General features: G+C 67.1%; 23 protein-coding genes. 7 read left to right on the plus strand and 16 right to left on the minus strand.

From position 1 onward, the window contains the following. Positions 1-34 precede the first annotated feature (34 nt). From HMPREF2924_RS18825 to aroC, 4 genes are read right to left on the minus strand one after another with little or no spacing between them, the layout of a single operon-like run. Entirely contained in the window at positions 35-580 is a 546-nt protein-coding gene (locus tag HMPREF2924_RS18825; RefSeq protein WP_003087656.1) for a 1,2-dihydroxy-3-keto-5-methylthiopentene dioxygenase, read from the minus strand. After that, complete coding sequence (locus tag HMPREF2924_RS18830) at positions 577-1,194, minus strand: methylthioribulose 1-phosphate dehydratase (protein WP_003087655.1); 618 nt, start codon at positions 1,192-1,194, stop codon at positions 577-579. Before HMPREF2924_RS18830 ends, HMPREF2924_RS18825 begins: the two co-directional genes overlap by 4 nt. Further along, on the minus strand, positions 1,191-2,342 hold the full coding sequence (locus HMPREF2924_RS18835) for an MFS transporter (protein ID WP_003087654.1): 1,152 nt from the start codon (positions 2,340-2,342) through the stop codon (positions 1,191-1,193). Before HMPREF2924_RS18835 ends, HMPREF2924_RS18830 begins: the two co-directional genes overlap by 4 nt. Before the next feature lie 43 nt (positions 2,343-2,385). After that, a complete protein-coding gene (gene aroC / locus HMPREF2924_RS18840) occupies positions 2,386-3,477 on the minus strand; it encodes a chorismate synthase (RefSeq protein ID WP_003087653.1) in 1,092 nt (363 codons plus the stop codon). A gap of 107 nt (positions 3,478-3,584) precedes the next feature. Between aroC and HMPREF2924_RS18845 the strand changes: the two genes are divergently transcribed. Together HMPREF2924_RS18845 and HMPREF2924_RS18850 are read left to right on the plus strand one after the other, a co-directional pair. Then, positions 3,585-4,568, plus strand: a complete 984-nt coding sequence (locus tag HMPREF2924_RS18845; protein ID WP_003132885.1) for an alpha/beta hydrolase — start codon at positions 3,585-3,587, stop codon at positions 4,566-4,568. Between the two features lie 77 nt (positions 4,569-4,645). After that, the gene (locus HMPREF2924_RS18850) at positions 4,646-5,425 is read left to right on the plus strand and encodes a hypothetical protein (RefSeq protein ID WP_003087649.1); all 780 of its coding nucleotides are present in this window, start codon (positions 4,646-4,648) and stop codon (positions 5,423-5,425) included. Positions 5,426-5,449: 24 nt separating this feature from the next. Here the strand turns inward: HMPREF2924_RS18850 and prmB are convergent, their stop codons facing one another. Continuing rightward, positions 5,450-6,364, minus strand: coding sequence for a 50S ribosomal protein L3 N(5)-glutamine methyltransferase (gene prmB / locus HMPREF2924_RS18855; protein ID WP_003087648.1), 915 nt, complete (start codon positions 6,362-6,364; stop codon positions 5,450-5,452). A gap of 170 nt (positions 6,365-6,534) precedes the next feature. Between prmB and HMPREF2924_RS18860 the strand changes: the two genes are divergently transcribed. From HMPREF2924_RS18860 to folE, 4 genes are all read left to right on the plus strand, one after another. Then, positions 6,535-7,131 (plus strand): cysteine hydrolase family protein, encoded by a 597-nt coding sequence (locus HMPREF2924_RS18860; protein ID WP_003110433.1) that lies wholly within the window; start codon positions 6,535-6,537, stop codon positions 7,129-7,131. 172 nt (positions 7,132-7,303) lie between these two features. Beyond that, complete coding sequence (locus HMPREF2924_RS18865) at positions 7,304-7,624, plus strand: hypothetical protein (RefSeq protein WP_003087644.1); 321 nt, start codon at positions 7,304-7,306, stop codon at positions 7,622-7,624. Positions 7,625-7,680: 56 nt separating this feature from the next. Continuing rightward, positions 7,681-8,238: a Smr/MutS family protein gene (locus HMPREF2924_RS18870; RefSeq protein ID WP_003087642.1), complete on the plus strand. Its 558-nt coding sequence runs from the start codon at positions 7,681-7,683 to the stop codon at positions 8,236-8,238. A 77-nt stretch (positions 8,239-8,315) separates the two neighbouring features. Then, entirely contained in the window at positions 8,316-8,861 is a 546-nt protein-coding gene (folE, locus tag HMPREF2924_RS18875; protein ID WP_003087639.1) for a GTP cyclohydrolase I FolE, read from the plus strand. Between the two features lie 64 nt (positions 8,862-8,925). On the opposite strand, the gene HMPREF2924_RS18880 is transcribed toward folE, so the two are convergent. Further along, the gene (locus HMPREF2924_RS18880; protein ID WP_003087637.1) at positions 8,926-9,387 is read right to left on the minus strand and encodes a bacteriohemerythrin; all 462 of its coding nucleotides are present in this window, start codon (positions 9,385-9,387) and stop codon (positions 8,926-8,928) included. A 245-nt stretch (positions 9,388-9,632) separates the two neighbouring features. Here HMPREF2924_RS18880 and HMPREF2924_RS18885 point away from each other — a divergent pair, with 245 nt between their 5' ends. After that, complete coding sequence (locus HMPREF2924_RS18885) at positions 9,633-10,013, plus strand: VOC family protein (RefSeq protein ID WP_003110435.1); 381 nt, start codon at positions 9,633-9,635, stop codon at positions 10,011-10,013. A 27-nt stretch (positions 10,014-10,040) separates the two neighbouring features. Here the strand turns inward: HMPREF2924_RS18885 and HMPREF2924_RS18890 are convergent, their stop codons facing one another. The 10 genes from HMPREF2924_RS18890 to HMPREF2924_RS18935 all read right to left on the minus strand — a co-directional run. Further along, positions 10,041-11,030: a serine/threonine-protein kinase gene (locus HMPREF2924_RS18890; RefSeq protein WP_003087629.1), complete on the minus strand. Its 990-nt coding sequence runs from the start codon at positions 11,028-11,030 to the stop codon at positions 10,041-10,043. Beyond that, positions 11,027-11,755, minus strand: coding sequence for a PP2C family protein-serine/threonine phosphatase (locus HMPREF2924_RS18895; protein WP_003124843.1), 729 nt, complete (start codon positions 11,753-11,755; stop codon positions 11,027-11,029). The genes HMPREF2924_RS18890 and HMPREF2924_RS18895 overlap by 4 nt, the downstream gene beginning before the upstream one ends. Then, positions 11,755-15,282 (minus strand): type VI secretion system membrane subunit TssM, encoded by a 3,528-nt coding sequence (tssM, locus tag HMPREF2924_RS18900; protein ID WP_003132887.1) that lies wholly within the window; start codon positions 15,280-15,282, stop codon positions 11,755-11,757. Before tssM ends, HMPREF2924_RS18895 begins: the two co-directional genes overlap by 1 nt. Positions 15,283-15,297: 15 nt before the next feature. Beyond that, positions 15,298-16,167 (minus strand): type IVB secretion system protein IcmH/DotU, encoded by an 870-nt coding sequence (icmH, locus tag HMPREF2924_RS18905; RefSeq protein WP_003087622.1) that lies wholly within the window; start codon positions 16,165-16,167, stop codon positions 15,298-15,300. Positions 16,168-16,169: 2 nt separating this feature from the next. Next, positions 16,170-17,501, minus strand: a complete 1,332-nt coding sequence (tssK, locus tag HMPREF2924_RS18910; RefSeq protein ID WP_003087620.1) for a type VI secretion system baseplate subunit TssK — start codon at positions 17,499-17,501, stop codon at positions 16,170-16,172. Beyond that, on the minus strand, positions 17,498-18,004 hold the full coding sequence (gene tssJ, locus HMPREF2924_RS18915; protein ID WP_003110438.1) for a type VI secretion system lipoprotein TssJ: 507 nt from the start codon (positions 18,002-18,004) through the stop codon (positions 17,498-17,500). Before tssJ ends, tssK begins: the two co-directional genes overlap by 4 nt. A 5-nt stretch (positions 18,005-18,009) precedes the next feature. Further along, positions 18,010-19,203 (minus strand): type VI secretion system-associated FHA domain protein TagH, encoded by a 1,194-nt coding sequence (gene tagH, locus HMPREF2924_RS18920; protein WP_003132890.1) that lies wholly within the window; start codon positions 19,201-19,203, stop codon positions 18,010-18,012. 17 nt (positions 19,204-19,220) lie between these two features. Next, positions 19,221-19,361 (minus strand): hypothetical protein, encoded by a 141-nt coding sequence (locus tag HMPREF2924_RS18925; protein WP_003087614.1) that lies wholly within the window; start codon positions 19,359-19,361, stop codon positions 19,221-19,223. A gap of 88 nt (positions 19,362-19,449) precedes the next feature. Continuing rightward, complete coding sequence (locus HMPREF2924_RS18930; RefSeq protein WP_003132894.1) at positions 19,450-20,961, minus strand: sigma-54 interaction domain-containing protein; 1,512 nt, start codon at positions 20,959-20,961, stop codon at positions 19,450-19,452. 10 nt (positions 20,962-20,971) lie between these two features. Then, the coding region (locus tag HMPREF2924_RS18935) for an AAA family ATPase (RefSeq protein WP_168172961.1) at positions 20,972-21,736 on the minus strand (765 nt) is incomplete at its 5' end.

Raw genomic sequence — 21,736 nt, forward strand, 5'->3', positions numbered from 1 at the left:
GGCGCGGATGGTGACGGATGGGACGGTGCCTCGCTCAGTCTTCCAGCAGGGGGAAGCGGCTGGCGATGTCGTCGCCGGTGAACTGGGCGACCCAGCCCTCCGGGTTGTTGAACAGGCGCACGGCGACGAAATGCGGGTGCTCGCCCATGTCGAACCAGTGGCGGGTGCCGGCCGGCACCGAGATCAGGTCGTTGCGCTCGCAGAGCACGGCGTAGACATGCTCCTCGATATGCAGGACGAACAGGCCGCGCCCGGCGACGAAGAAGCGCACCTCGTCTTCGCCATGGCGGTGCTCGTCGAGGAACTTGGCGCGCAATTCGGCCTTCTGCGGGTGGTCGCTGTTCAGGCTGACCACGTCCACGGTGATGTAGCCGCGCTCGCGCTTGAGCCGCTCGATCTCGTGGGCGTAGGCGGCGATCACCTCGTCCTGGCTGGCGCCGGCGGCGATCGGCGCGGCGGCTTCCCAGCGTTCGAAGCGGACGCCGACCTCGGCCAGGGTCGAAGCGATGTCCTCGGCATGGGTCAGCAGCTTCAGCGGCTGCTCCGGCTGGTTCTCGTGATAGACGGTAAGGCTGCTCATCGGCTCAGACTCAGTACTTTCAGTTCACACTCGAACAGAAACTCGAAAGCTTCCACCTGACGCAGGGCATCGCTCATGCGCGCGCCCCAAGTGTACAGCCCGTGGCCGCGGATCAAATACCCCGGGCAGTGCGGATGCGCCTCCAGCCAGGGCTGCACGCGGCTGGCCAGGCGGGCGATGTCCTGGTCGTTGTCGAAGATCGGCACCTCGACCTGGCCTTCGTGGGTGGTGACCCCGGCGAAGGCCTTCTGCAGTTCGTAGTCCTGCAGCACCAGGCGGTCGCCGCGAACCAGGCGGGAAAGCACGGTGGCATTCACCGAGTGGGTATGCAGCACCGCGCCGATCGCCGGGTTCCAGGCATACAGCTGGGTGTGCAGGAGGGTCTCCGCCGAGGGTTTCTTGCCCGGTTCCAGGCTGTTGCCGGCCAGGTCGGTGACCAGCACGTCGTCGAAGCCCAACTGGCCCTTGTGCTTGCCCGAGACGGTGAGCAGCGCGCGCTGTTCGTCCAGGCGCGCGGAGTAGTTGCTGCTGGTTGCCGGCGACCAGCCGCGGCCGTAGAGGAACCGGCCGGCGTCGATGATCTGCTGGGTCAGCTGTTCACGGTTGTCGTTCATGCCCGCACCTCTTGCAAACGGGTACTGATGATAGCGGCTGCCAGCAAGGCTGCCAGGCTGGCGATGGCGAAGGTCCAGGCAGGGCCCAGGCTGTTCCAGCTATAGCCGGAATACAGCGCGCCCAGGGCTCCGCCGGTACCGGCCAGCGCAGCATACAGGGCCTGGCCCTGACCCTGCTGGCGCGGGCCGAAGCTACGCTGCACGAAATGGATGGCAGCCGCATGAAAACTGCCGAAGGTGGCGGCATGCAGCGTCTGGGCAAAGACCAGCAGCGCCAGGCTGTCGGCCAGGTTGCCGAGAAGCAGCCAGCGCAACGACGCCAGCAGGAAGCTCGCGGCCAGCACCTGGCGCAGGCTGAAACGTTGCAGCAGGCGTGGCATGGCGAGGAACAACATGACCTCGGCGACCACCCCCAGCGCCCAGAGCAGACCGATCAGCGCCCGGCTGTAGCCCAGCGATTCCAGGTGCAGGGTCAGGAAGGTGTAGTACGGCCCATGGGACAGCTGCATCAGGCACACGCACAGGTAGAACGCCAGCACGCCCGGCTGGCGCAACTGGGCGAGGAAGCCGCCCTCGCCTTCGCGCGGTTCGCGATGGGCCGGCTGGGCATTGGGCACCCACCAGCTGCACAGCACGATGCCGAGCATGATACCCAGCAGCGTCGCCGGGTAGACATCCAGGCTCAGGCGCTCGAACAGCGCGCCGAGACCGACCACGGTGCAGATGAAACCGATCGAGCCCCACAGGCGAATCCGGCTGTAGCTGGCGCTGCGCTCGCGCAGATGGGCCAGGGTGATGACCTCGAACTGCGGTAGCACGGCATGCCAGAAGAACGCGTGCAACGCCATCACCAAGGCCAGCCAGGCGTAGCTGTGGCTGACGAAGATCAGCGAGAAGCCCAGCGCCGTGCATACCGCGCCGAAGCGCACGATGGCCAGGCGCTGGCCGCTGCGGTCGCCCAGCCAGCCCCACAGGTTGGGCGCGACGCAACGCATCAGCATGGGAATCGCCACCAGCTCGCCGATGCGCGGGCTGGGGAAGCCCAGGTGATGGAAATACAGGGCGAGGAACGGCGCCGTGGCGCCGAGCAGGCTGAAATAGAAGAAATAGAAGCTGGACAGGCGCCAGTAGGGAACCGCGCTGGTCACGATCCGCCGTTCACCCGTCCCGCACCGCGGCCTGCCACAGCCCTCACAGCTGCGGCAGGACCGGCGTGTCGACGCGCACGTCGGCGTTCTGCCCACGCTGGCGCAGCAACTGGTCGAGCAGGACGATGGCCATCATCGCCTCGGCGATCGGCGTGGCGCGGATGCCGACGCACGGGTCGTGACGGCCCTTGGTGATCATGTCCACCGGCTCGCCGGCGGTATCGATCGAGCGCCCGGGAGTGGTGATGCTGGAGGTCGGCTTCAGCGCCAGGTGGGCGACGATCGGCTGGCCGGAGGAGATCCCGCCGAGGATGCCGCCGGCATTGTTCGACAGGAAGCCTTGCGGGGTCAGTTCGTCGCGGTGCTCGGTACCGCGCTGGGCGATGCTGGCGAAGCCGGCGCCGATCTCCACGCCCTTCACCGCGTTGATGCTCATCAGCGCATGCGCCAGTTCGGCGTCCAGGCGGTCGAAGATCGGCTCGCCCAGGCCCGGCGGCACGCCTTCGGCAACCACGGTGATCTTCGCCCCGACCGAATCCTGGTCGCGGCGCAATTGGTCCATGTAGGCCTCCAGCTCCGGCACCTTGTCCGGGTCGGGGCTGAAGAAGGCATTCTGCTCGACGCTGTCCCAGCTCCTGAACGGAATCTCGATCGGCCCGAGCTGGCTCATGTAGCCGCGCACCTGGATGCCCAGGCCCGCCAGGTATTTCTTGGCAATAGCCCCGGCGGCCACGCGCATGGCGGTCTCGCGCGCCGAAGAACGGCCGCCGCCGCGGTAGTCGCGCACGCCGTACTTGTGGTGGTAGGTGTAGTCGGCGTGGGCCGGGCGGAACAGGTCCTTGATCGCCGAGTAGTCCTTGGACTTCTGGTCGGTGTTGCGGATCAGCAGGCCAATCGGCGTGCCGGTGGTCTTGCCCTCGAACACCCCGGAAAGAATCTCCACCTCGTCGGCTTCCTGGCGCTGGGTGGTGTGCCGGCTGGTGCCGGGCTTGCGCCGGTCGAGGTCGCGTTGCAGGTCCCGGGCGGACAGTTCCAGCCCCGGGGGGCACCCATCGACGATGGCGACCAGCGCCGGGCCGTGGCTTTCGCCTGCGGTGGTGACGGTGAAGAGCTTGCCGTAGGTGTTGCCGGACATGCGAGGCTCCGCGTGAGGACGAGAGGGAAAGACATGGGAGTATACCCGTCAAGGACGGGCCTGCGAACCTTCCCCGGAGGACGCGATCAAAGCGCTATCATCGGCCCATGAAGACCTCCATGCCGCGCGCCCTCCTCGCCCTGTTCTGCCTGCTCGCCAGCCTGGCCCACGCCGCTCCCAACAGCATCCTGCACCGCCCCTACGACCTGGACACCGGGCACGGCGTGCTGCGCGGCTCCTTGCTGCTGCCGCGCAGCGCCGTGCCGCCGCCGGTGGTCCTGCTGGTCGCCGGCTCCGGTCCCACCGACCGCGACGGCAACAACCCCTTCGGCGGCAACAACCGCTACCTGCTGCGTCTCGCCGAGGCCCTGGCCGAACGCGGAATCGCCAGCGTGCGCTACGACAAGCGGGGAGTCGCCCGCAGCCTGGCGGCGGCGCCGCGCGAGGAAGACCTCAGCGTCGGCGCCTATGTCGACGACGTGGTCGCCTGGAGCGAGCGGCTGGCCCGCGACCCGCGCTTCTCCCGGCTGATCCTGGTCGGCCATAGCGAAGGCGCGCTGATCGCCAGCCTGGCGGCGCCTCGCACGCCGGCCGAGGAATTGATCGCCATCGCCGGCAGCGGCCAACCCATCGACCGGGTGTTGCGCGAGCAACTGCGCGGTCGCCTGCCGCCGGCGCAACTGCGCCAGGCCGACTCGGTGCTGGCTTCGCTGAAGGCCGGCGAGACCCGCAGCGATATCCCGCCGGCGCTCTCCAGCCTGCTCCGACCCAGCGTGCAGCCGTACCTGATCTCGCTGTTCCGCGAAGACCCGGCCCGCGCGTTCGGCCGCCTGCGCATCCCGACCCTGATCGTCCAGGGCCGCAATGACATCCAGGTCGGCGTCGCCGACGCCAAGGCGCTCCAGCGGGCCAAGCCCGACTCGCAACTGGTGCTCATCGACGGCATGAACCACATCCTGCGGATCGCCCCGAGCACCGGTCTGCAGCAGCTTTCCGCCTACAACGACCCGAACCTGCCGCTGGCCCGGCAACTGGTCGAGGCGGTCAGCCGCTTCATCCTGCGCGGCGCAGACGCGGAAAAAGGCCGCTGAGCCGCTACAGAAATCGCTTCCCGCGCCGACAAGTTCTGAAAGCCGGCCCGTGAAGGCGGCCGGCCAGAGGATGTCCGATGATCGATAGCGATACCCAACCGGCCGCAGAAGAAGCCGAGAAGAAACCGCCGCACCCCTGGGCCGAACTGGCGCCGGAGCATTTCCGCCTGCTCCGCCTGGCGCCGCTGCCCACCGACCGCGCGACCGGCGCCCGCCCCCTGCGCTTCGTCCAGCTCGGCAGGGTCGAACGGCACAGCGCGGACCAGAGCCTGCTGCGCCTGAGCATCCAGGTGCCAGGCCTGATGCTGCGCAAGGAGCAGAACCTGCTGGAGGTCTGGGCCGATCATCGCAACAAGGAAGTGCGTTTCGGCTCGGACGCCGGGCTCAGCCTTGAACCCTTGAACCGCGGGCTGGGCCGTTTCCTGCTGGCCCAGGCGATCGCCTGGGCGCAACGACGCTGGGCCCACTACAAGGTGGAAGGCGGCGCACTGGCGCTGAAGGATGGCCTGACCGAAGACGCACGCCTGCGCCGCGACCATTTCATCCGCGCCCAGGGCTTCGACGTCAGCTATGAGGACCAGCGGTTGCTCAAGGCCCGCTACAGCGCCGGCCGGGTCAGCGAGCTGCACAGCGATTGGCACAAGGACAAGGTGCAGATCGTGCCGCTGCTGGACGCCGCGGCGATGCTGGAACAGGCCGAGCAGACCCTGCAGGCCCAGGATGCGGAGATCCGCCAACTGGAACAGCGCATCAACCACTACCGCCGCGACGACACCAGCTTGCGCTTCACCATCGCCTGCCTGACCGCCTTCGCGGTGTTCCAGGCCGGCCTGCTGATCTGGATCGCCACTCACTGAACCGGCGGCACCAGCCGCCTCCGATCACTTTTCCAAGCGCGAACGGAACAGTTCCCGGTGCTCGCGGCACTGCGCGGCGGACAGCATGAACACCCCGTGGCCGCCGTGCTCGAACTCCAGCCAGGTGAAGTCCACTTCCGGATACAGCGCCTGCACATGGACCTCGCTGTTGCCCACCTCGACGATCAGCAGGCCTTTCTCGCTGAGGTGGTCGGCCGCCTCGGCGAGCATCCGTCGCACCAGGTCCAGGCCGTCGTCGCCGCAGGCCAGGCCGAGTTCAGGCTCATGATGGAACTCCGCCGGCATGTCGGCGAAATCCTCGGCATCCACGTAGGGCGGATTGGACACGATCAGGTCGAAGCGCTGGCCGGGAAGCCCGGCGAAACCGTCGCCCTGGACGGTGTAGACCCGCTCGCCGAGGTCGTGGCGCTCGATATTGACGTTGGCCACCTCCAGCGCATCGAAGGACAGGTCGGCGAGCACCACCTCCGCCTGCTCGAACGCATAGGCGCAGGCGATGCCGATGCAGCCGGAACCGGTGCAGAGGTCGAGGATTCGCGCCGGCTCGGCCGGCAGCCAGGGCGCGAAGCGCTGTTCGATAAGTTCGGCGATAGGCGAGCGCGGCACCAGCACGCGTTCGTCGACGCTGAAGGGAATCCCGCAGAACCAGGCTTCGCCCAGCAGGTAGGCCGCCGGAATCCGTTCCTCGATGCGCCGCCGGAGGATCTCCGCCAACTCGGCGCGTTCATCGTCTTCCAGGCGGCAATCCAGGTAGCTGTCAGAAATTTCCCAGGGAAGGTGCAGGGAGCCCAGAACCAGGTGGCGCGCCTCGTCCCAGGCATTGTCGGTGCCGTGACCGAAGAACAGGCCGGCGGCGTGGAAACGGCTGACAGCCCAGCGGATGTAGTCGCGCAGGGTGAGCAGACGGGACTCGGACATGACGGAATTGCTCCTCGCAACGCACAAAAGGGCGACATTCTAGCCGATCGCGCCGGAGCTGGCCTCCAGCGCGGGAAGTCCATACCACTTTAGTGCGCATGCGGCAAAGGTTCACAGGCTCGCCGATAGGGGCCAGAATGAAAGGCATGTGCCTTCTCAGGAGTAGTGACATGCCTCATCCGCTCACCCTTTTGCAGATCAGCGGACGCGGCTACCCGCCAGCCCCCCTTCGGCAGAGCACCTTGCTGATCATCGATGCCCAGGAAGAGTACCGCAGCGGCGCCCTGAGCCTGCCAGGCCTGGACGCTGCCGCCGCGGAAATCGGCGTGCTGGTGCAGGCAGCCCGCGCCAACGGTACGCCCATCGTGCATGTGCGCCACCTGGGTATCCAGGGTGGCCTGTTCGATCCGCAGGGTCCACGCGGCCAGTTCCTCCCGGAACTGCAACCGGAAGCCGGGGAAAAGGTCGTGGAGAAACGCCTGCCCAATGCCTTCTCCGGCACCGAGCTGCACGACCTGCTGCAGAACCACGGCCGTCTCGACCTGATCGTCTGCGGTTTCATGACCCATTCCAGCGTCAGCACCACCGTGCGCGCGGCCAAGGACTACGGCTACCGCTGCACCCTCGCCGACAGCGCCTGCGCCACCCGCGACATACCCACCCTGAACGGCGGGGTCCTGAGCGCCGCGGACCTGCAACGCGCCGAGATCGCCGCCCTCGGCGACAACTTCGCGGCGATCGTCGCCCAGGCCCGGGACCTGCTCTGACCGCCCATCCAGCCGCCCTCCCGTCCCGCCCTGCGGAGGACTAGTCTGCCTGCAGGGCCATGGCTTGCGGCGAGAAGACGAGTGGCGCACGGTTTGCCCACGGCTCCCGGGAATCCGGGAACCCGGCCGGAAGGTTCCGGTCCTAGCCCCGATGACACACGAGGAAGTCGGGATGAAGCTGTCCGATAGTTTCGATGCGCGCCGGCTGCGCCCGCGCCGGCCGAGAGTCTGGCGCTGGCGCCTGGCGGCGGCGTTCGCGGCCCTGGTGGCGAGCCTGGGCGTGCTGCTGTCGCTGGCCGGCACCTCGGCCTTGATCGGCCGCCAGCCGGCTGTCGGCATGCTGCATATCGAACCCGCCGCCGGCGGCGTCTTGCTGGCCCTTGGCCTGCTGTCGCTCTGCCTCGGCGTGTTCTTCTGGCGTTTCAGCCGCCGTCGCAGCCGCCGCAACAGCGACCTGAGCCTGTCGCCGAACCTGATGAAAAAGCGCGACTGAGCGGGCTGCCGGCGTGCGGCCGATCCGGTAAACTGCGCCGCTTCGCGGAGGCTCCCATGCAAGACGACGACTTTTCCCTGTTCAAGAGCGAGATGCGCGGCGTCAAGCGCATCTCGGTCGATCGAGCCGATACCGGCAAACCTCGCAACGACCGCCAGCAACTCAAGCAGCGCCAGCTCAATGCCAGCGTGCGCAACGACGAAATCCGCGTCGACGGCCTGTCCGACCAGTTCGTCATCGACGTCGGCCCCGAGGACGAGCTGTCCTGGGCCCGCGACGGCGTCCAGGAAAGCCAGTTGCGCAAGCTCAAGCAGGGCCTGGTGCCCTTCGACGGTAGCCTCGACCTGCACGGCATGAGCGTGGAGAAGGCCCGGCAGACGCTATGGGACTTCCTTGCAGAGGCCACCCGCCTGGAAATCCGCTGCGTGCGCGTGACCCATGGCAAGGCCGCGCGCAAGGACGGACGCAGCCCGCTGGTGAAAAGCCACGTCAATACCTGGTTGCGCCAGCACCCGCAGGTGCTCGGTTTCACCTCCTGCCTGCCACGCCACGGCGGCACCGGCTCGGTCTACGTGATGCTGCGCAGGACCATGCTCGAAGGCCGCGACGAGTAGCCGGCAACCGCCGAGTCTTGCCAGCGGCCCGGCGACGTCCTACCCTCCGCGCTGGTAATCGTCTGACTGGAACGCCCATGTCCCTGGAACAACACTACTCCTCGATCCTCACCCAGCTCGGCGAGGACGTTAACCGCGAAGGTCTGCTGGACACGCCCAAGCGTGCCGCCAAGGCCATGAAGTACCTGTGCCGCGGCTACCAACAGAGCCTGGAAGAAGTCGTCAACGGTGCCCTGTTCAGCTCCGACAACAGCGAAATGGTATTGGTCAAGGACATCGAGCTGTACTCGCTCTGCGAGCACCACCTGCTGCCCTTCATCGGCAAGGCCCACGTGGCCTATATCCCGAACGGCAAGGTGCTCGGCCTGTCGAAGGTCGCGCGGATCGTCGACATGTACGCCCGCCGCCTGCAGATCCAGGAGAACATGAGCCGGCAGATCGCCGAGGCGGTCCAGCAGGTCACCGGCGCCCTCGGCGTCGCGGTGGTGATCCAGGCCCAGCACATGTGCATGATGATGCGCGGCGTGGAGAAGCAGAACTCGTCCATGGTCACTTCGGTGATGCTCGGCGAATTCCGCGACAACGCAGCCACCCGCAGCGAATTCCTCAGCCTGATCCGCTGAGGCCAGGTCCGCTGGCGAAAGAACCGGCCCCACTGGGCCGGTTTTGCGTTTCCCTCCCCGGCGATCAGCCGAAGAAGCGCTTCATCGAGCGCGACAACCAACCGCCCTCGCTCTTGTCCTTGACCAGTTCGGACATGCTGTGGCGTACCGCATCCACGTAACCGGCGTCGTCGTTGCGGATGTGGTTGAACAGCCAGCGCGAGAGCAAGCCCTTGAGTTCGTCGCCGACATCCTCGCCGGCCTGGAAGCGCACCCGGTACTCGGAGACCCGGCGGATGAACAGCTCGTGGATCTTCTTGTGCGCCCGGGAAAACTGGTAGCCGGCATCCTCCATCAGGGTTTCCTCGAAGGCGAAGTGCGACAGCGTGTAGTCCACCAGCTCCTCGATCACCTCGGCGATCGCCGCGTGTTCCTTGCCTTGCTGGGCGTCGTGCAGGTGATTGATCATCTCGACGATGCGTTTGTGTTGATTGTCGATGACCTGAATACCGGTATTCAGGTCATCCTGCCAGACCAGATGCGCCATGATGACTTCCCCCAAGCGAACAGCGAACGGCCTTTCCGAACGGCCTGGGGCCAGGGTATTTTTGTGACGCAGTACGGGTATTGACGCCGGTCAAGCGGGACAAGATGTTAATGAATTTCGCATGAATTCATTCGCCTCCCTCGCGGCGGCATGCCCGCTCGACCCGCTCGGTTTCGCGCGGCTGAACATCCGCCATCGTCGCCGGAAAGCGGCGTCACCAGTGGTCCCGACAGGACAGGAAGGAAATGAACCTGATCGCGCACGTGGAAATACCGGTGTCCGACCTGGAGAGGGCGATGCGTTTCTACGCCTCGGTGTTCGGAGTGGCGTTCGGCGAGGTAGCCACCCTGCACGGAAGCAGAATGGCGCATTTCCCCTTCGAGGAAGGCCGTGACGGTGCCAGCGGCGCACTCGCCGAGGGCGACGTCTACGTGCCTACGCTACATGGGGCGATCATCTACCTGAATGTCGCGGACCTGGATGTCGTCCTTGCCCGGGCTCTCGGCGAAGGCAGCGAAATCCTCTTCCCGAAGACGCCGCTTGGCGACGGCGTGTTCATCGCCGAGATCAGGGACAGCGAAGGCAATCGTATCGCCCTGCAGAGCGCTTGCGGAGAGCGGCCGTAGAGGTCCTGCAAACCGAGCGCCGCCGGCTCAACGGGCAAGAACGCCGGCCAGCCAGGAACGCCGCGCGCCCAGCGCTTCCTGCAATTCGCGGACGCCGATGCAGCGCCGTTCGGGGTCGAGGCTCAGGGCGGTACGCAGCGCCGGCCAGCAGCGCCGAGGCAGGTGTCCGGGCGCGCGCAGCTGGCGCTCCAGCCCCTGCTCCCGGGCCTGGTTCGAGGGCAGGCGGCGGAACGGATGGCGACCGTCGGCCAGTTCGTAGAGGACGCAGGCCAGCGCATACAGGTCGGCTGCCGGCGACAACGGCGCACCCTCGAGCAGTTCGGGAGCGGCGTAGCCCGGGGTCCAGGCGTCGATGCGGCCCCGGCTGAGCTGCGGCAGGCCGTCCAGGATGCCTGCCTGCGCCTGGCCGAGGCCGAAGTCGAAGAGCCGCACGCCCTCCTCGCCGAGCATCACGTTGCTCGGCTTCAGGTCGCCATGCAGCACCCCTTGTTCGTGGACATAGGCCAGGGCGTCCAGCAACGGCCGGGCGATCGCGCTCAACTCGGACCAGGGCAGGCCTTCGGGACGCTCGCAGAGCAGGCGATCGAGCGGCAGGCCAGGCATGAGTTCCATGACGATGTAGGCGCGCTGGCAGGCGGTGTCGACGTCGAAGGTGAACAGACGCACGACGTTCGGATGGCGCAAGCGCCGGGTCAGGGCGAACTCGCTATAGAGCAAGGCGCTGGCGTCGGGTGACTCGGCGACCGATTCGTTGAGCAGCTTCAATGCTACCAGCGGCGCCGGGTCGCCGAACTGCTCATGGAGCAGGTCCCGGGCACGGTATACCGTGCCCATGCCGCCGGCGCCGAGCATCCGCTCCAGACGGTAGCGTCCGGAAAGAACGTCCGGCAGCGGACCGGGCAACACCGCCGGCAGGTCCGGCGCCGAGGCGGTCGGGGCGGCGAAGGCGAAATAGGTCAGGTTCGCGCCGCCCTCCTCCTCCGGCAGCAGCTCCAGCGACGACAGCGGTTCGTTCATTGGCGGATCACCACGGCCGTCAGGTTGTCCCGCGCGGCGCCGCTCAGGGCACCGTCGAACAGCCGCTCCACCGCCACCTGCGGCGATGCCAGGCTCAACGCGCGCCCCAGCGCATCGGCGCTCAGCTCTTCGTAGAGCCCGTCGCTGCAGAGCAGGAAGACATCACCGGGATGCACCTCCAGTTCCAACACGTCCAGCACCAGTTGTTCGCTGGCGCCGACGGCACGGGTCAGCGCGCGCGCCGAGGGATAGGCGCGGGCCTGCTCGATATCCATCCGCCGTTCGTCGACCAGTCGCTGCAACAGCGAGTGGTCGCGGGACAGCTGGTACAGCCGCTGGCCGCGCCACAGGTAGCAGCGGCTGTCGCCGACCCACACGCAGGCCGCCCGCGACCCCTCCACGACCAGCGCCACCACCGTACTGCCGATGATCCTGTCGCCGCGTTCGGCGCTGAGGGTGAGTTCCTCGCCCAGGCGCCGGTTGAGCCAGTGCAGGCACTGGCGCATCGCGTTCAGGCGCTCGTCGAATCCCGCCCGGGCCGGCAGTTCCGCCAGGCTGGTGACGATCATCCGGCTGGCCAGGTCGCCGGCCTGGTGCCCGCCCATGCCATCGGCGACCGCCCAGAGCCCGCGATCCGGGCAGTCCAGGAAGGCATCCTCGTTGCGCGCGCGGACCTTGCCGCGATCCGTGCGCGCCGCGCTGCGCCAGGCCTCGGTGCGTTGCATCAGAGCTGCACCGGCATGCGGAAGCTGCGCAGGACCGCGAGATCGAACGGATTCGGCGTGCGCTGGGCGAGCAGCAGGTAGTTGGCGCGCAGGCCGCCCAGGTCGGCCTTGAGCACCATCACGTCACGCCCGCTGAGGTACTCGGTCTGCATCAGGTCGAACAGCCTGAACAGCGACCAGGGCCCGGTATTGCGTTCGATTCCCACCGGTCGTCCGGCCATCTTCTCCAGCACCAGGCTGGTGCGGCCGCCGTCGGCGTCGCTGGGCCACTTGAACGACATCGGCACGATCGGGCCGTGGCGGTACTCCATGGACTGACCGTCGAAACGGAACTCGGCGCGGCTGACGCCAGGATCGAGGGTATAGGGCTCCAGGCGGAAGCGCACCTGTGGCTCGGCCGGGTTCTCGGCGAAGAAGCTCTGGCGGATCACCTGGGCCGTGCCCATCTGGTCGAGATAGACCTTGGACATCGGCAGGCTGTAGCCGTCCACGCTGCGCAGGCGGTAGCTGCCCGGGTCGCCGCTGACGAAGGGCCGCATGTAGGTTTCGAAGAAGCGTTCGGCGACGCCCTGCGCCTTGAAGAACTCGCGGAAATCGCTGACCGCGACATCGCTGGCGCTGTGCGCGTTGAACGGGTAGCGCTTGTTGATCGCCTTGCTGTAGAAACCGTACAGCTCGCTCTGGTAGCGCTGGTTGAGGTACAGGTAGGCATCGCCGAGGACCAGCCGCCAGGCGTCTTCGGCCAGCACGCTGAACCATCCGCCGAGCGGTCGCGGCAGTCGCGCGGAGGCGTTGCGCAGGTTGCTCAGGGCATCGCGCTGGCCGCCCATGCGGCTCTTCGCCATGTCGAAAGCCGCCTGCTCCGGCTGGCTGGCGCGCGCCAGTCCGGCGAGTTGCAACTGCAACTCGTTGAGCGCCTGCAACAGCGGGGTGAGGTCGGCCGCCGGGCCGTTGTTATCGTCGAGCAGGCGATGCAGGGGCTCGAAGCGGCGTTGCAGGGACTTCTTCGCGGTATCCGGCAGGTTCTTCGCCAACGCGTCCCTGGCCTTGCCGGCCGCCGCGGCGGCCGCCTTGCCCAGCTTGCCGCCCTTTTCCGCGGCCTTGTCGCTGGCCTCTGCCAGCGCCTCGGCGCTCTCCGCCAGGACCGGGAAACGGGTGTTCTCACGGACCTCCAGCAACAACTGGAGGATCGGCGAGTTGGCGGCGAGCAGCCCGGAAACCTGGTCGGCGCCCTCGCCGGCATCGTTGAACGGCAGCAGGCCCAGGCGTCCGACCGCCTCGCTCCAGAAGTTCGCGTAGTCGCGGAAATACAACTGCTCGAGTTCGACCATCAGGCGCCGCAGGTCCATGTCGCTGATCCCGCTGCCCTCGCCCAGGACCCAGTTGTCGCGAAGGATGTCGTTGACCAGGCTGGCGCCCTGGACCACGAAGTACTGCTGGTAGCCCTGCTGGGTGTAGAACCCCGGGATCACGTAGTCGGTGCCGACGAACAGACTGGCCTGCGGCCCCAGGTGCTGGCCGAAGCGATACTCGGGCAGGCTTCGCGCCTGTTCGCGCAGCACCCGGTAGACCACGTTGGCCAGGGACTCGCTGCGCAGCACCTGGCGCGCCTGGGCCACCAGGGTGTCGTTCAGCGGATAGCTGAACGGTTGCTCGAGCAGACGGGCGAAATGCGTGTTCAGGCCATTCTGCACGGTGCCGTTGCCGGCATAGCGCTGCGACCATTCGGTAGCCACCCAGTCCTTGAGCCATCCGTTCTCGCGGCGCTCGCGCAGATTCAGCATCAGGTAGGCCCGCAGGCTGTTGAGCAGGCGTTCGCGATTCTGCATGTTGCCGCGGATCTGCGCTTCGAGCATCCGCGCCACGCGCGGCAGCAGTTGCGTCTCCAGCTCGCGGCGATAGGCAGCGGCCAGCGGCGGGTTGACCTCGTTGCCCTGGTACAGCCCGGCGCGCTCGTGCAGCGAGACTTCCCCTTTGGGCGGAAACACGGTGGTCGCCGCATAGCTGCTATCCAGCGTCTTCAGCGCCGCCATGGCGTCGTCGCGCTCGCCAAGCGCCTGGCGCTGCTGGGCCCATTGCTGCGCCAGCTCGCGGACCCGCTCCAGGCGCTCGTGGTTGGCCGAGAAACCGCCAGCCCAGAGCAGGCCGAATAGCAGAAGGAGCGCCAGCGAACCGACGTACAGGGCGCGCTGGCCCCAGTGGATGCGCGTGCGTTCGCGGCGATCGAGACCTGCCAGGTTGGCCTCGGGGAAGATCACCTGGCTCAGCAGGTGGTGGATGAAGCGCGAGCGCCCGTTGCGCAGGGTCGGCAGCAGGCCGCTGGCGATCCCCAGGTTGGCGCCGATGCCGGCGGTGTCCTCATCCAGCTGCTGGGCCAGGTGCGGCGCACTGGTCAGGTAGAAGCCGCGCAGGCGGCTGGCGCGCTGGTAGCGGTTGCCGGTGAAGGCGAGTTCGACGAACAGGCACAACCGCTCGCCGATCTGGCCAAGCTGGTGCGGGAAGTCGAGGATGCGACCGCGACGCAGGGTATCGCGCTCCTGGTGGATGCGCATGATCACCTGGCTGTTCAGGCGTCGCAGAAGGTCCTCGAACGCCTGGCGCAGGACCGTCACATCGGTGCCGTTCTGCTCCTTGCCGAAGCTGGTGCCCAGAACCTGGTCGCTCTCCTCGCGGCTCAACTGGTCGAAGAACTCGTCGAAGCCGAGCAACTGGTCGGCCTTGCTCAGCACCAGGTAGACCGGCAGATCGAGGTGCAGGGTCTGCTGGATTTCCTGCAGGCGCGCGCGCACCTGGCGAGCCAGCGTATCCAGCGCCATCTCGTCGTCGCTGAGCAACGTTTCCACCGGAATCGACACCATCACGCCATTCAGCGGCCGTGCGCGGCGGCGCTTGCGCAACAGGCTGAGCAGGGTCGCCCAGGCGCCCCCGTCGACCTCGCCGTCGGCTTGGGTCAGGTAGCGCCCGGCGGTGTCGATCAGGACGCCGTGGTCGGCGAAGTACCAGTCGCAGTAGCGCGTGCCGGCGGTATCGCGGGTCAGCTTGCGGTCGATCCGGTTGATCGGGAACTCCAGTCCGGAAAAGTCCAGCAGGCTGGTCTTGCCGCTTCCCTGCGGGCCGATCAGCAGGTACCAGGGCAGCTCGTTGCGCCAGCGCTCGCTACGACCGCGGTACAGGCTGGAGGTCTTCAGGGTGCGCAAGGCGTCCTTGAAGCGGCTGCGCAATTCCTTCTGTTCGTCTTCGATCAGACCGTCGCGGCGCAAGCGCTCCTGGCCCTCGTCGCTGTCCTCGACGGCCTTGCGCCGCACTCCGGCGCGCCAGCTGACGAAGACCATCGCCAGCCCCCAGACCAGGAACATCAGGCTGATGCTCAGCAACCGCGAGGTCGGGCTTTCCCAGAACTTGTAGTCGGCGACCGCCAGCAGCGGCCCGACGAACCACACCAGCAATGCCGCCAGGAGTACCAGCAGCAGCGTCCAGACCCACGTCTTGCGCAGGAAGGCGCCGACTTTCTTGAAGAAGTTTTTCATTTCGCGTCCCTGTGTTTACGAACCGGGCTGTCCTGCCGCCGCATCGAGCGACTGGTAAGGCTGCAGCACCGTGTCGCGTTGCTCGCCGAGAACCCAGGCGAATCCCGAATACATCACCACCAGGCAGACCAGGGTGAACAGCGCCACCATCCACCAGGGCACGATCCGCACCAGGCCGCGACGCTGGTCGCTGAGCCCCTGCCAGTGCGGCGACAGTTCGCGCGGCACGTCGCCGCGCAACTGGCGGATCTGCCGGTAGAGCGCATCGGAAATACCGTCCAGGTCGAGCACGCCGCGAGCCATCACCCGGTACTTGCCCTCGAAGCCGAGGGCCAGGCAGAGGTACATCAGCTCCAGCATCGGCAGGTGCTTGACCGGGTTCTTCGACAGCCGGTCGAGCAACTGGAAGAACTTCTCGCCGCCGAAGGTCTCGTTATGGAAGCTGCTCAGCAGGCTGATCTTCGACCATTCGCTTTCGTTGCCCCACGGGGTAGTCACCACCGCCTCGTCGACCACCGTGCACAGCACGTAGCGCGCCGCCATGACCTGGCTGTTTTCCACGCCATCCTGCACGGCGCGGAATTCGAAGAGCTTCATGGCGGAGGTCAACCGCTCCTTGAGCGCCGCAAGGTTCTCCAGCACGGTGCTGTGCTTGAGCCGGACCACTTCCGAAAGCAGTTCGGAAGCCGCCGCCACCAGCGGGTTCAGGCTGACGTTGAAGGCCTCGCCCGGACGCAGGCGCGCCGCGTAGATCATCCGCTCCTCGAGCTGCTCGAAGCGCGGCGGTTCGGCGAAATCGGTCAGCGGCCCCTGGGCCGGTACCTGTCCTTGGTGATCGAGGAGGACGGTCTTCTCGTCCTCGTGGTATTCCCTTTCCTTGATCATGTTCAGTTCCTGATGGCCCAGAATTTCAGTTCAAGCTCGGAGAACTCGCCGGATACGTGGAACGCGAAACCGCCGGAGCGCTCCAGCTGGGTCATATCCTCGGCGTTGGGTTCGAGAATGAAATAGGTCTTGTTGGAGTGGAACGGGATCTGCCGCGGCGCCACCGGCAGCGGCTTGACCCGGATCCCCGGCAGGTGCAGGTTGACCAACTGGCGAATGTGCTCGACCGCACCCACCTTGAGATGCGCGGGCAGGCGCTGGCGCAGTTCCTCCGACTCGCAATTGGCACTGGCGGCGAGCACGAACGAGGCGCTGCCGAGCAGCTTGTGGTCGTGCAGGGGCGAGACCAGGATGCCGTACTGGCGGGCCTGGAGAGGCAGTTCGATGGCATGCTGCTCGAGCACCATCGACAGGACCTGGCGAATCGCCTCCATCAGCCTGCGGAAGCTGGCGCCCTGGTCGCTGTGCTGGTAACGGCTGTCCAGGCGCGGACGCTTGCTCTCGCTGCCGAAGGTGGCGAGGTCGCCGAGCATGGTCAGCAGCACCCGGTACAACTGCTCCGGATGCACCTGCTCCAATCCCAGGTAGTGGCGCAGCAGCAACTCGGTGCGATTGATCAGTTGCAGCATCATGAAATCGCCGACCTCCGCGCCGCCGACCTTGCCATTGGACCGGATACGCTCGGCGATGGTGTCGCCGCGATGGCCGAGCATGCTGATCACCTCCTTCAGGCAGGACAGCAGGTAGGCGGATGCGTGGGCGTGGAGGTAGCTCGGCACGAAGTCGGGGTCGAGGCTGATCACCCCGTCCGGCGTGGTATCCAGCACCACCGCCACCTTCAGTTTGACGTAGGCCTGGTCGCTCTGCTGCTCGCCGAGCAGCAGGCGAAAATCCGGCCGCGCGCAGCTGACCTGCACCATGGAATCCTCGCCGGCGTTGGAGTCCGCCACCTCCAGGTCGTAGGCGGTATAGCGCGCCAGGACCTCGGCCTGCTCCGGCCGGCGCGCCTCGATGTGGTTACCGGTGACCAGCGGCAGGGCCAGGTAGATCGGCACGTTCGAGGTATTGGGCGGCACGTCGAGGGCGAGCGGCTCGGTGTTGCCGCCGAGTTCGAACAGGCTGCCGTCGGGCAGTACGCCGGAGGCCTGGCTGATCACCAGCTTGCCCATGTTGAGGAACTGGCGGTCCAGCTCCAGGGCGAGGAAGCCCCAGTTGTAGCTGCCCAGCAACTGGGTCCGGGCCTTCATCTGGTTGTCGTAGTAGCGGTCGTTGTGTTGCAGGTGCTGCGGGCGCAGCAGCATGCCTTCCTGCCAGACGATCTTGTGCACGTTCATCGCGCGTCACCCGCCTTGCCGAGCAGTTCGCCGGCATTCAGGATGCCCTTCCGGCCCAGCTTCAGCTCTACCCGGGTCAGCTCTTTCGCCGTGACCGGCACCACGTAGCGCCAGCTTGCCTCGCCGAGATCGCGGTAGGCGGCGAGCACGCCCACGTAGCGGCTCCCCTCCTCCACGCTGAGCTTGAGTTCGACCCGCTCGCCGGGCCGCAGCTCCAGCTCCTCGCTGGTCACCAGGTCGGGGTCCAGGGTCTCCTTGGGACGTTCGTAGAGGCTGAAGAAGTCGGCGTTCTCGAACGCCACCGGGTGCTTCAGCTCGAACAGCCGCACTACCACCGGCGACGGCCGGCCATTGAGGTCGGGATTGACCCGCTCGCCGGCGCTCAGGGCGAGGTCGAGCTTGGTCAGTCTGGAATACGGCGATAGCGTGGAACAGCCGGCCAGCAGCGCCAGGACGGCGAGCATGGCCAGCGCCCTGGCTGGCGGGATCGGGCGACGAGACATGGCAATCATCCTTGGTGCTCGGTGTAGAGGGTGGAAATCAGGCGAACCTGCTCTTCGTAGGCCTGGGCGAAATCACGCGCCAGCAGGCGCTCGCTCCAGTCGTCGTCCTGGCATAGCGACTGGTGGTAGCGACCATAGGCACGCCAGCGGCTGCCCGAGGTGGCCAGCAACGGCCGGCGGCCGTCGCGCTCGAAACGCAGGGTCAGTTGCTGCGGCGAGAAATGCTCGAGGGTCGCGCGCACCGCCGCCCGGCTGGCGCCGAGCAGCGCCACCTGGTGCGCCTGGAGGTCGCGGAAACTGCGTGCGACGGCCTGTTCACCACTCAACTGGCCAGGCTTGCCATCCCGTAGCAGATGCCCCAGCGCCTCGCTGGCATCGGCGCTGAAGCGCAAGGGATTCTTGCCGGTATCGCGCAACGTGCTCAGCGACAGGCGCAGTTCGTTCTTCAGTTCGCTGCGGGTCCGCAGGCTCTGCTGCAAGCCGCCGATGCACTGCCGCAGCAAACCGGCGGCGTTGATCGCCAGCGCTTCGCGCGCAGCGCCGTCGAGGCCTTCAAGGTCCACTCCCAGGGCCTGGCCGAAACGCTGCCAGAAGGCTTCGTCGCGACCCGGACGCGGACTGTCCACGGGTTCCTGCGGAGCCGCCGGGGCGGGCACCAGCTCCGGTACGACCAGGCTTTCCATGTCGATCCGCGCGTAGTCCGCACGCGCCCCGGCCTCCTGGCTGGGCTGGGCGATTGCGCTCAGGTCGTCGAGTTCGTAGGCATCTGCACCGTCCTGGTCGAGCGCCTGCAACGGATCGAGGGCCAGGAAGGCATCGTCCGGAATGATGCTGCCCGCCGGCTGCGGCCGCCCGACGTCCATGGCGAACTCGTCGGGCTCGCGCAGCAGCCGCGCGCGGATCTCGAAGTCGCCGAGCAGGAAGACGCTGTCCTGCTCAATGCGCTGCGGCTCGCCATGCGGCAGGCGGCTGCCGTTGCCGGCGCGGATGCCGTTGCTGCTGGTGTCGGTCAGGTAGAACGCGCCGTTGCGATAGCTGACCCGCGCATGCTGCTTGGACAGGTGCCGCTTGCGATCGGGAATCGCCCAGTCGCACTCACCGCCGCGGCCGATGAGGCCGCCGTTCCTGCCGAAGGTCTTGCTGCACAGCTCCGTCGGTACGAATTGCTTGGCGCTGAGCATTTCCAATACCAGTTCCATGAGATCGCTCCTTGCGGTCACTTGCCGCGATTGACCGCCTGCGGATCGCCAAGCGGGCGATAGTCGCCGTCGTTGAATTTGTAGTTGCCGCTGCAACCGGCGAGGCCGCAGAGGACGGCCAGGGCCAGAAGCACGGCGGGCCAGTGACGAACAGGCATCAGGGAGTCTCCATGGAAGGGCCGCGGACGCCACGCTCCAGGCGCGCGCCCGGCAGGGCTGGATGGAAGGAAATCTCGATCATGGGCTTCAGGTCCGGGGATCGCCGAAATGAATGTTCAGGCGTCCCATGCGATAGATCAGGGTTCGGCGCGGCAGACCCAGTTCGCGCGCGGCGAGGGTCTGGTTGCCAGCGTTCCTGCGCAGGCAGGCGAGCAGCAGGTCGCGTTCGATCTGCTCCAGGTGCTCGCGCAGCTTGAGCGGCGCCTCCGCTTCCGGGGGCGCGCGCAGGGAAAAGTGTTCGGCCAGCAGCACATCGCCTTCGCAGAGCAGTACCGCGCATTCCACCAGTCCCTTCAGCTCCCGAACGTTGCCGGGAAAGCCATAGCCGTCGAGCAGTTCCAGCGCTTCCGCGGACCAGCCCAGCGGCGCGCGGCGCAGGAACACGCAGGCGCGTTCGGCGAAATGCCGGGCCAGTTCGAGGGCGTCGCCCTCGCGCTGGCGCAACGGCGGCAACTCGATGGGAAACTGCGCCAGCCGGTAGTAGAGGTCTTCGCGGAACTTGCCATCGCGGACCAGCAGGGCGAGGTCACGGTGGGTAGCGGCGATGATGCGTACATCGACCTTGTGCGTGTCGTTGCCGCCGAGCGGGCGAATCTCGCCTTCCTGCAACACGCGCAACAGCTTGGCCTGGAGCGACAGGGGCATGTCGCCGATTTCGTCGAGCAGCAGGGTTCCGCCATCCGCGGCATCGAACAACCCGGGACGATCGCGCTCGGCACCGGTAAAGGCGCCCTTGCGGTAGCCGAACAGCTCGCTTTCCAGCAGGTTTTCCGGAAACGCCGCGCAGTTCTGCACCACGAACGCCTGTGCTCGCCGCGGGCCGTACTCGTGGATCGCCCGTGCGACCACCTCCTTGCCGGTACCGGTCTCGCCCTGCAGCAACACGGTATAGGGGTTGTGCAGGACCTTGCTGATCAGGCGGCAGGTCTCACGCATCGCCGCGCTCCTGCCGATCAGCCCGTAGCCGCTGACCACCGGCGCGCTGGACGGTCCCTGCGGCTCGCCGGAGGGTTGCGAGAGGCGTTGCAGCAGATGCAACTGGGCCAGCACGAACGCGCCCAGCTGGCCCAGTGGATGGGCGAATCCCTGCAGGTCCAGTGGGCGCCGGGTGGCGCAGACCACCATGCCCTCGACCGTTTTCTCCGGGCTCACCAGCGGAACGCAGAGCAGGGACAGCCAGGGCTGCTCCCCTGCCGGCAGGAAGCCGGTCTCGTGCAGCCGCGACGGCAGGTCGACGAGACTGACCACGCGGTTCTGGCACAGGGCGAACTGCAGCAACTGCTCGCCGGTGTAGTCCGCCGGCAGGCTCGACGGCTCCAGCGCCTGCAACAGGCCGTCCCGGCATTCGGCGTTGAGGGTGAGCGCGGTATGGGTCTGGTCGAGCAGATACAGCTGGCTCAGCTCGCAGCCGCTGAGTTCGCCGACTGCGCGTGCGAAACCGCCCAGCAGGGCCGCGATGTCTGTTTCCCGCGACAGCGCGCCGAACTGAGCGAGCAGGGCTTCGGCGAAGGCCAGGGGTTGCGGTACGCGGCTGAACATCGCACCCACCTCAGGCGAACTCGCAGAGCACGCGGCCGTGCTCGCCCAGCGTCGCATGGACCCGCTCGAGACGCTCGTCGCGCGCCATCGCTTCCAGCAAACGGTCGGCCACCAGCGGCAGCAGGTGCGTGTCCAGCAGGTGGTCGATCAACCGTGCGCCGCTGTCGCTCTGGGTGCAACGCTCGGCCAGGTGGTCCACCAGCGCCTGGCTGTAGTCGAAAGCCAGTTGACGGCGGGCCAGACGCTCGCCGAGGCGTTGCAGCTTGATCTCGATCAGCTCGCGCAGTACCGGGCCGCCCACCGGGTAGTAAGGCACCACGCGCATGCGCGCCAGCAGCGCCGGCTTGAAATGCCGGCTGAGCGCCGGCCGGATGGTTTCCTCCAGGAGTTCGGCGGAAGGCCGCGCGCCGTCCTGGCAAAGCGCGGCGATGTGCTCGCTGGCGAGGTTGGAGGTCATCAGGATCAAGGTATTGCGGAAATCGATCTCGCGCCCTTCGCCATCGTTGGCCACGCCCTTGTCGAAGATCTGGTAGAACAGGTTGAGCACGTCCGGATCGGCCTTCTCCACCTCGTCCAGCAATATCACCGAATAGGGCTTCTGGCGTACCGCCTCGGTGAGCATGCCACCCTCGCCATAGCCGACATAGCCGGGCGGCGCGCCGATCAGGCGCGAGACGGTGTGCTTCTCCTGGAACTCGGACATGTTGATGGTGGTGATGAAACGCTCGCCGCCATACAGCAGGTCGGCCAGCGCCAGCGCGGTCTCGGTCTTGCC

Origin of the sequence: Pseudomonas sp. HMSC063H08 (assembly GCF_001813645.1) — a bacterium.
Lineage (GTDB): Bacteria > Pseudomonadota > Gammaproteobacteria > Pseudomonadales > Pseudomonadaceae > Pseudomonas > Pseudomonas aeruginosa.

Bases quoted from the DNA above. Each gene is read 5' to 3' on its own strand.
- tagH (WP_003132890.1), bottom strand. From the start codon at position 19,203: ATGGAACTGGTATTGGAAATGCTCAGCGCCAAGCAATTCGTACCGACG.
- HMPREF2924_RS18880 (WP_003087637.1), bottom strand. From the start codon at position 9,387: ATGGCGCATCTGGTCTGGCAGGATGACCTGAATACCGGTATTCAGGTC.
- HMPREF2924_RS18885 (WP_003110435.1), top strand. From the start codon at position 9,633: ATGAACCTGATCGCGCACGTGGAAATACCGGTGTCCGACCTGGAGAGG.
- folE (WP_003087639.1), top strand. From the start codon at position 8,316: ATGTCCCTGGAACAACACTACTCCTCGATCCTCACCCAGCTCGGCGAG.
- tssM (WP_003132887.1), bottom strand. From the start codon at position 15,282: ATGAAAAACTTCTTCAAGAAAGTCGGCGCCTTCCTGCGCAAGACGTGG.
- HMPREF2924_RS18890 (WP_003087629.1), bottom strand. From the start codon at position 11,030: ATGAACGAACCGCTGTCGTCGCTGGAGCTGCTGCCGGAGGAGGAGGGC.
- tssJ (WP_003110438.1), bottom strand. From the start codon at position 18,004: ATGTCTCGTCGCCCGATCCCGCCAGCCAGGGCGCTGGCCATGCTCGCC.
- HMPREF2924_RS18830 (WP_003087655.1), bottom strand. From the start codon at position 1,194: ATGAACGACAACCGTGAACAGCTGACCCAGCAGATCATCGACGCCGGC.
- prmB (WP_003087648.1), bottom strand. From the start codon at position 6,364: ATGTCCGAGTCCCGTCTGCTCACCCTGCGCGACTACATCCGCTGGGCT.
- icmH (WP_003087622.1), bottom strand. From the start codon at position 16,167: ATGATCAAGGAAAGGGAATACCACGAGGACGAGAAGACCGTCCTCCTC.
- HMPREF2924_RS18845 (WP_003132885.1), top strand. From the start codon at position 3,585: ATGAAGACCTCCATGCCGCGCGCCCTCCTCGCCCTGTTCTGCCTGCTC.
- aroC (WP_003087653.1), bottom strand. From the start codon at position 3,477: ATGTCCGGCAACACCTACGGCAAGCTCTTCACCGTCACCACCGCAGGC.
- HMPREF2924_RS18865 (WP_003087644.1), top strand. From the start codon at position 7,304: ATGAAGCTGTCCGATAGTTTCGATGCGCGCCGGCTGCGCCCGCGCCGG.
- HMPREF2924_RS18870 (WP_003087642.1), top strand. From the start codon at position 7,681: ATGCAAGACGACGACTTTTCCCTGTTCAAGAGCGAGATGCGCGGCGTC.
- HMPREF2924_RS18925 (WP_003087614.1), bottom strand. From the start codon at position 19,361: ATGCCTGTTCGTCACTGGCCCGCCGTGCTTCTGGCCCTGGCCGTCCTC.
- HMPREF2924_RS18825 (WP_003087656.1), bottom strand. From the start codon at position 580: ATGAGCAGCCTTACCGTCTATCACGAGAACCAGCCGGAGCAGCCGCTG.
- HMPREF2924_RS18930 (WP_003132894.1), bottom strand. From the start codon at position 20,961: ATGTTCAGCCGCGTACCGCAACCCCTGGCCTTCGCCGAAGCCCTGCTC.
- HMPREF2924_RS18860 (WP_003110433.1), top strand. From the start codon at position 6,535: ATGCCTCATCCGCTCACCCTTTTGCAGATCAGCGGACGCGGCTACCCG.
- HMPREF2924_RS18895 (WP_003124843.1), bottom strand. From the start codon at position 11,755: ATGCAACGCACCGAGGCCTGGCGCAGCGCGGCGCGCACGGATCGCGGC.
- tssK (WP_003087620.1), bottom strand. From the start codon at position 17,501: ATGAACGTGCACAAGATCGTCTGGCAGGAAGGCATGCTGCTGCGCCCG.
- HMPREF2924_RS18850 (WP_003087649.1), top strand. From the start codon at position 4,646: ATGATCGATAGCGATACCCAACCGGCCGCAGAAGAAGCCGAGAAGAAA.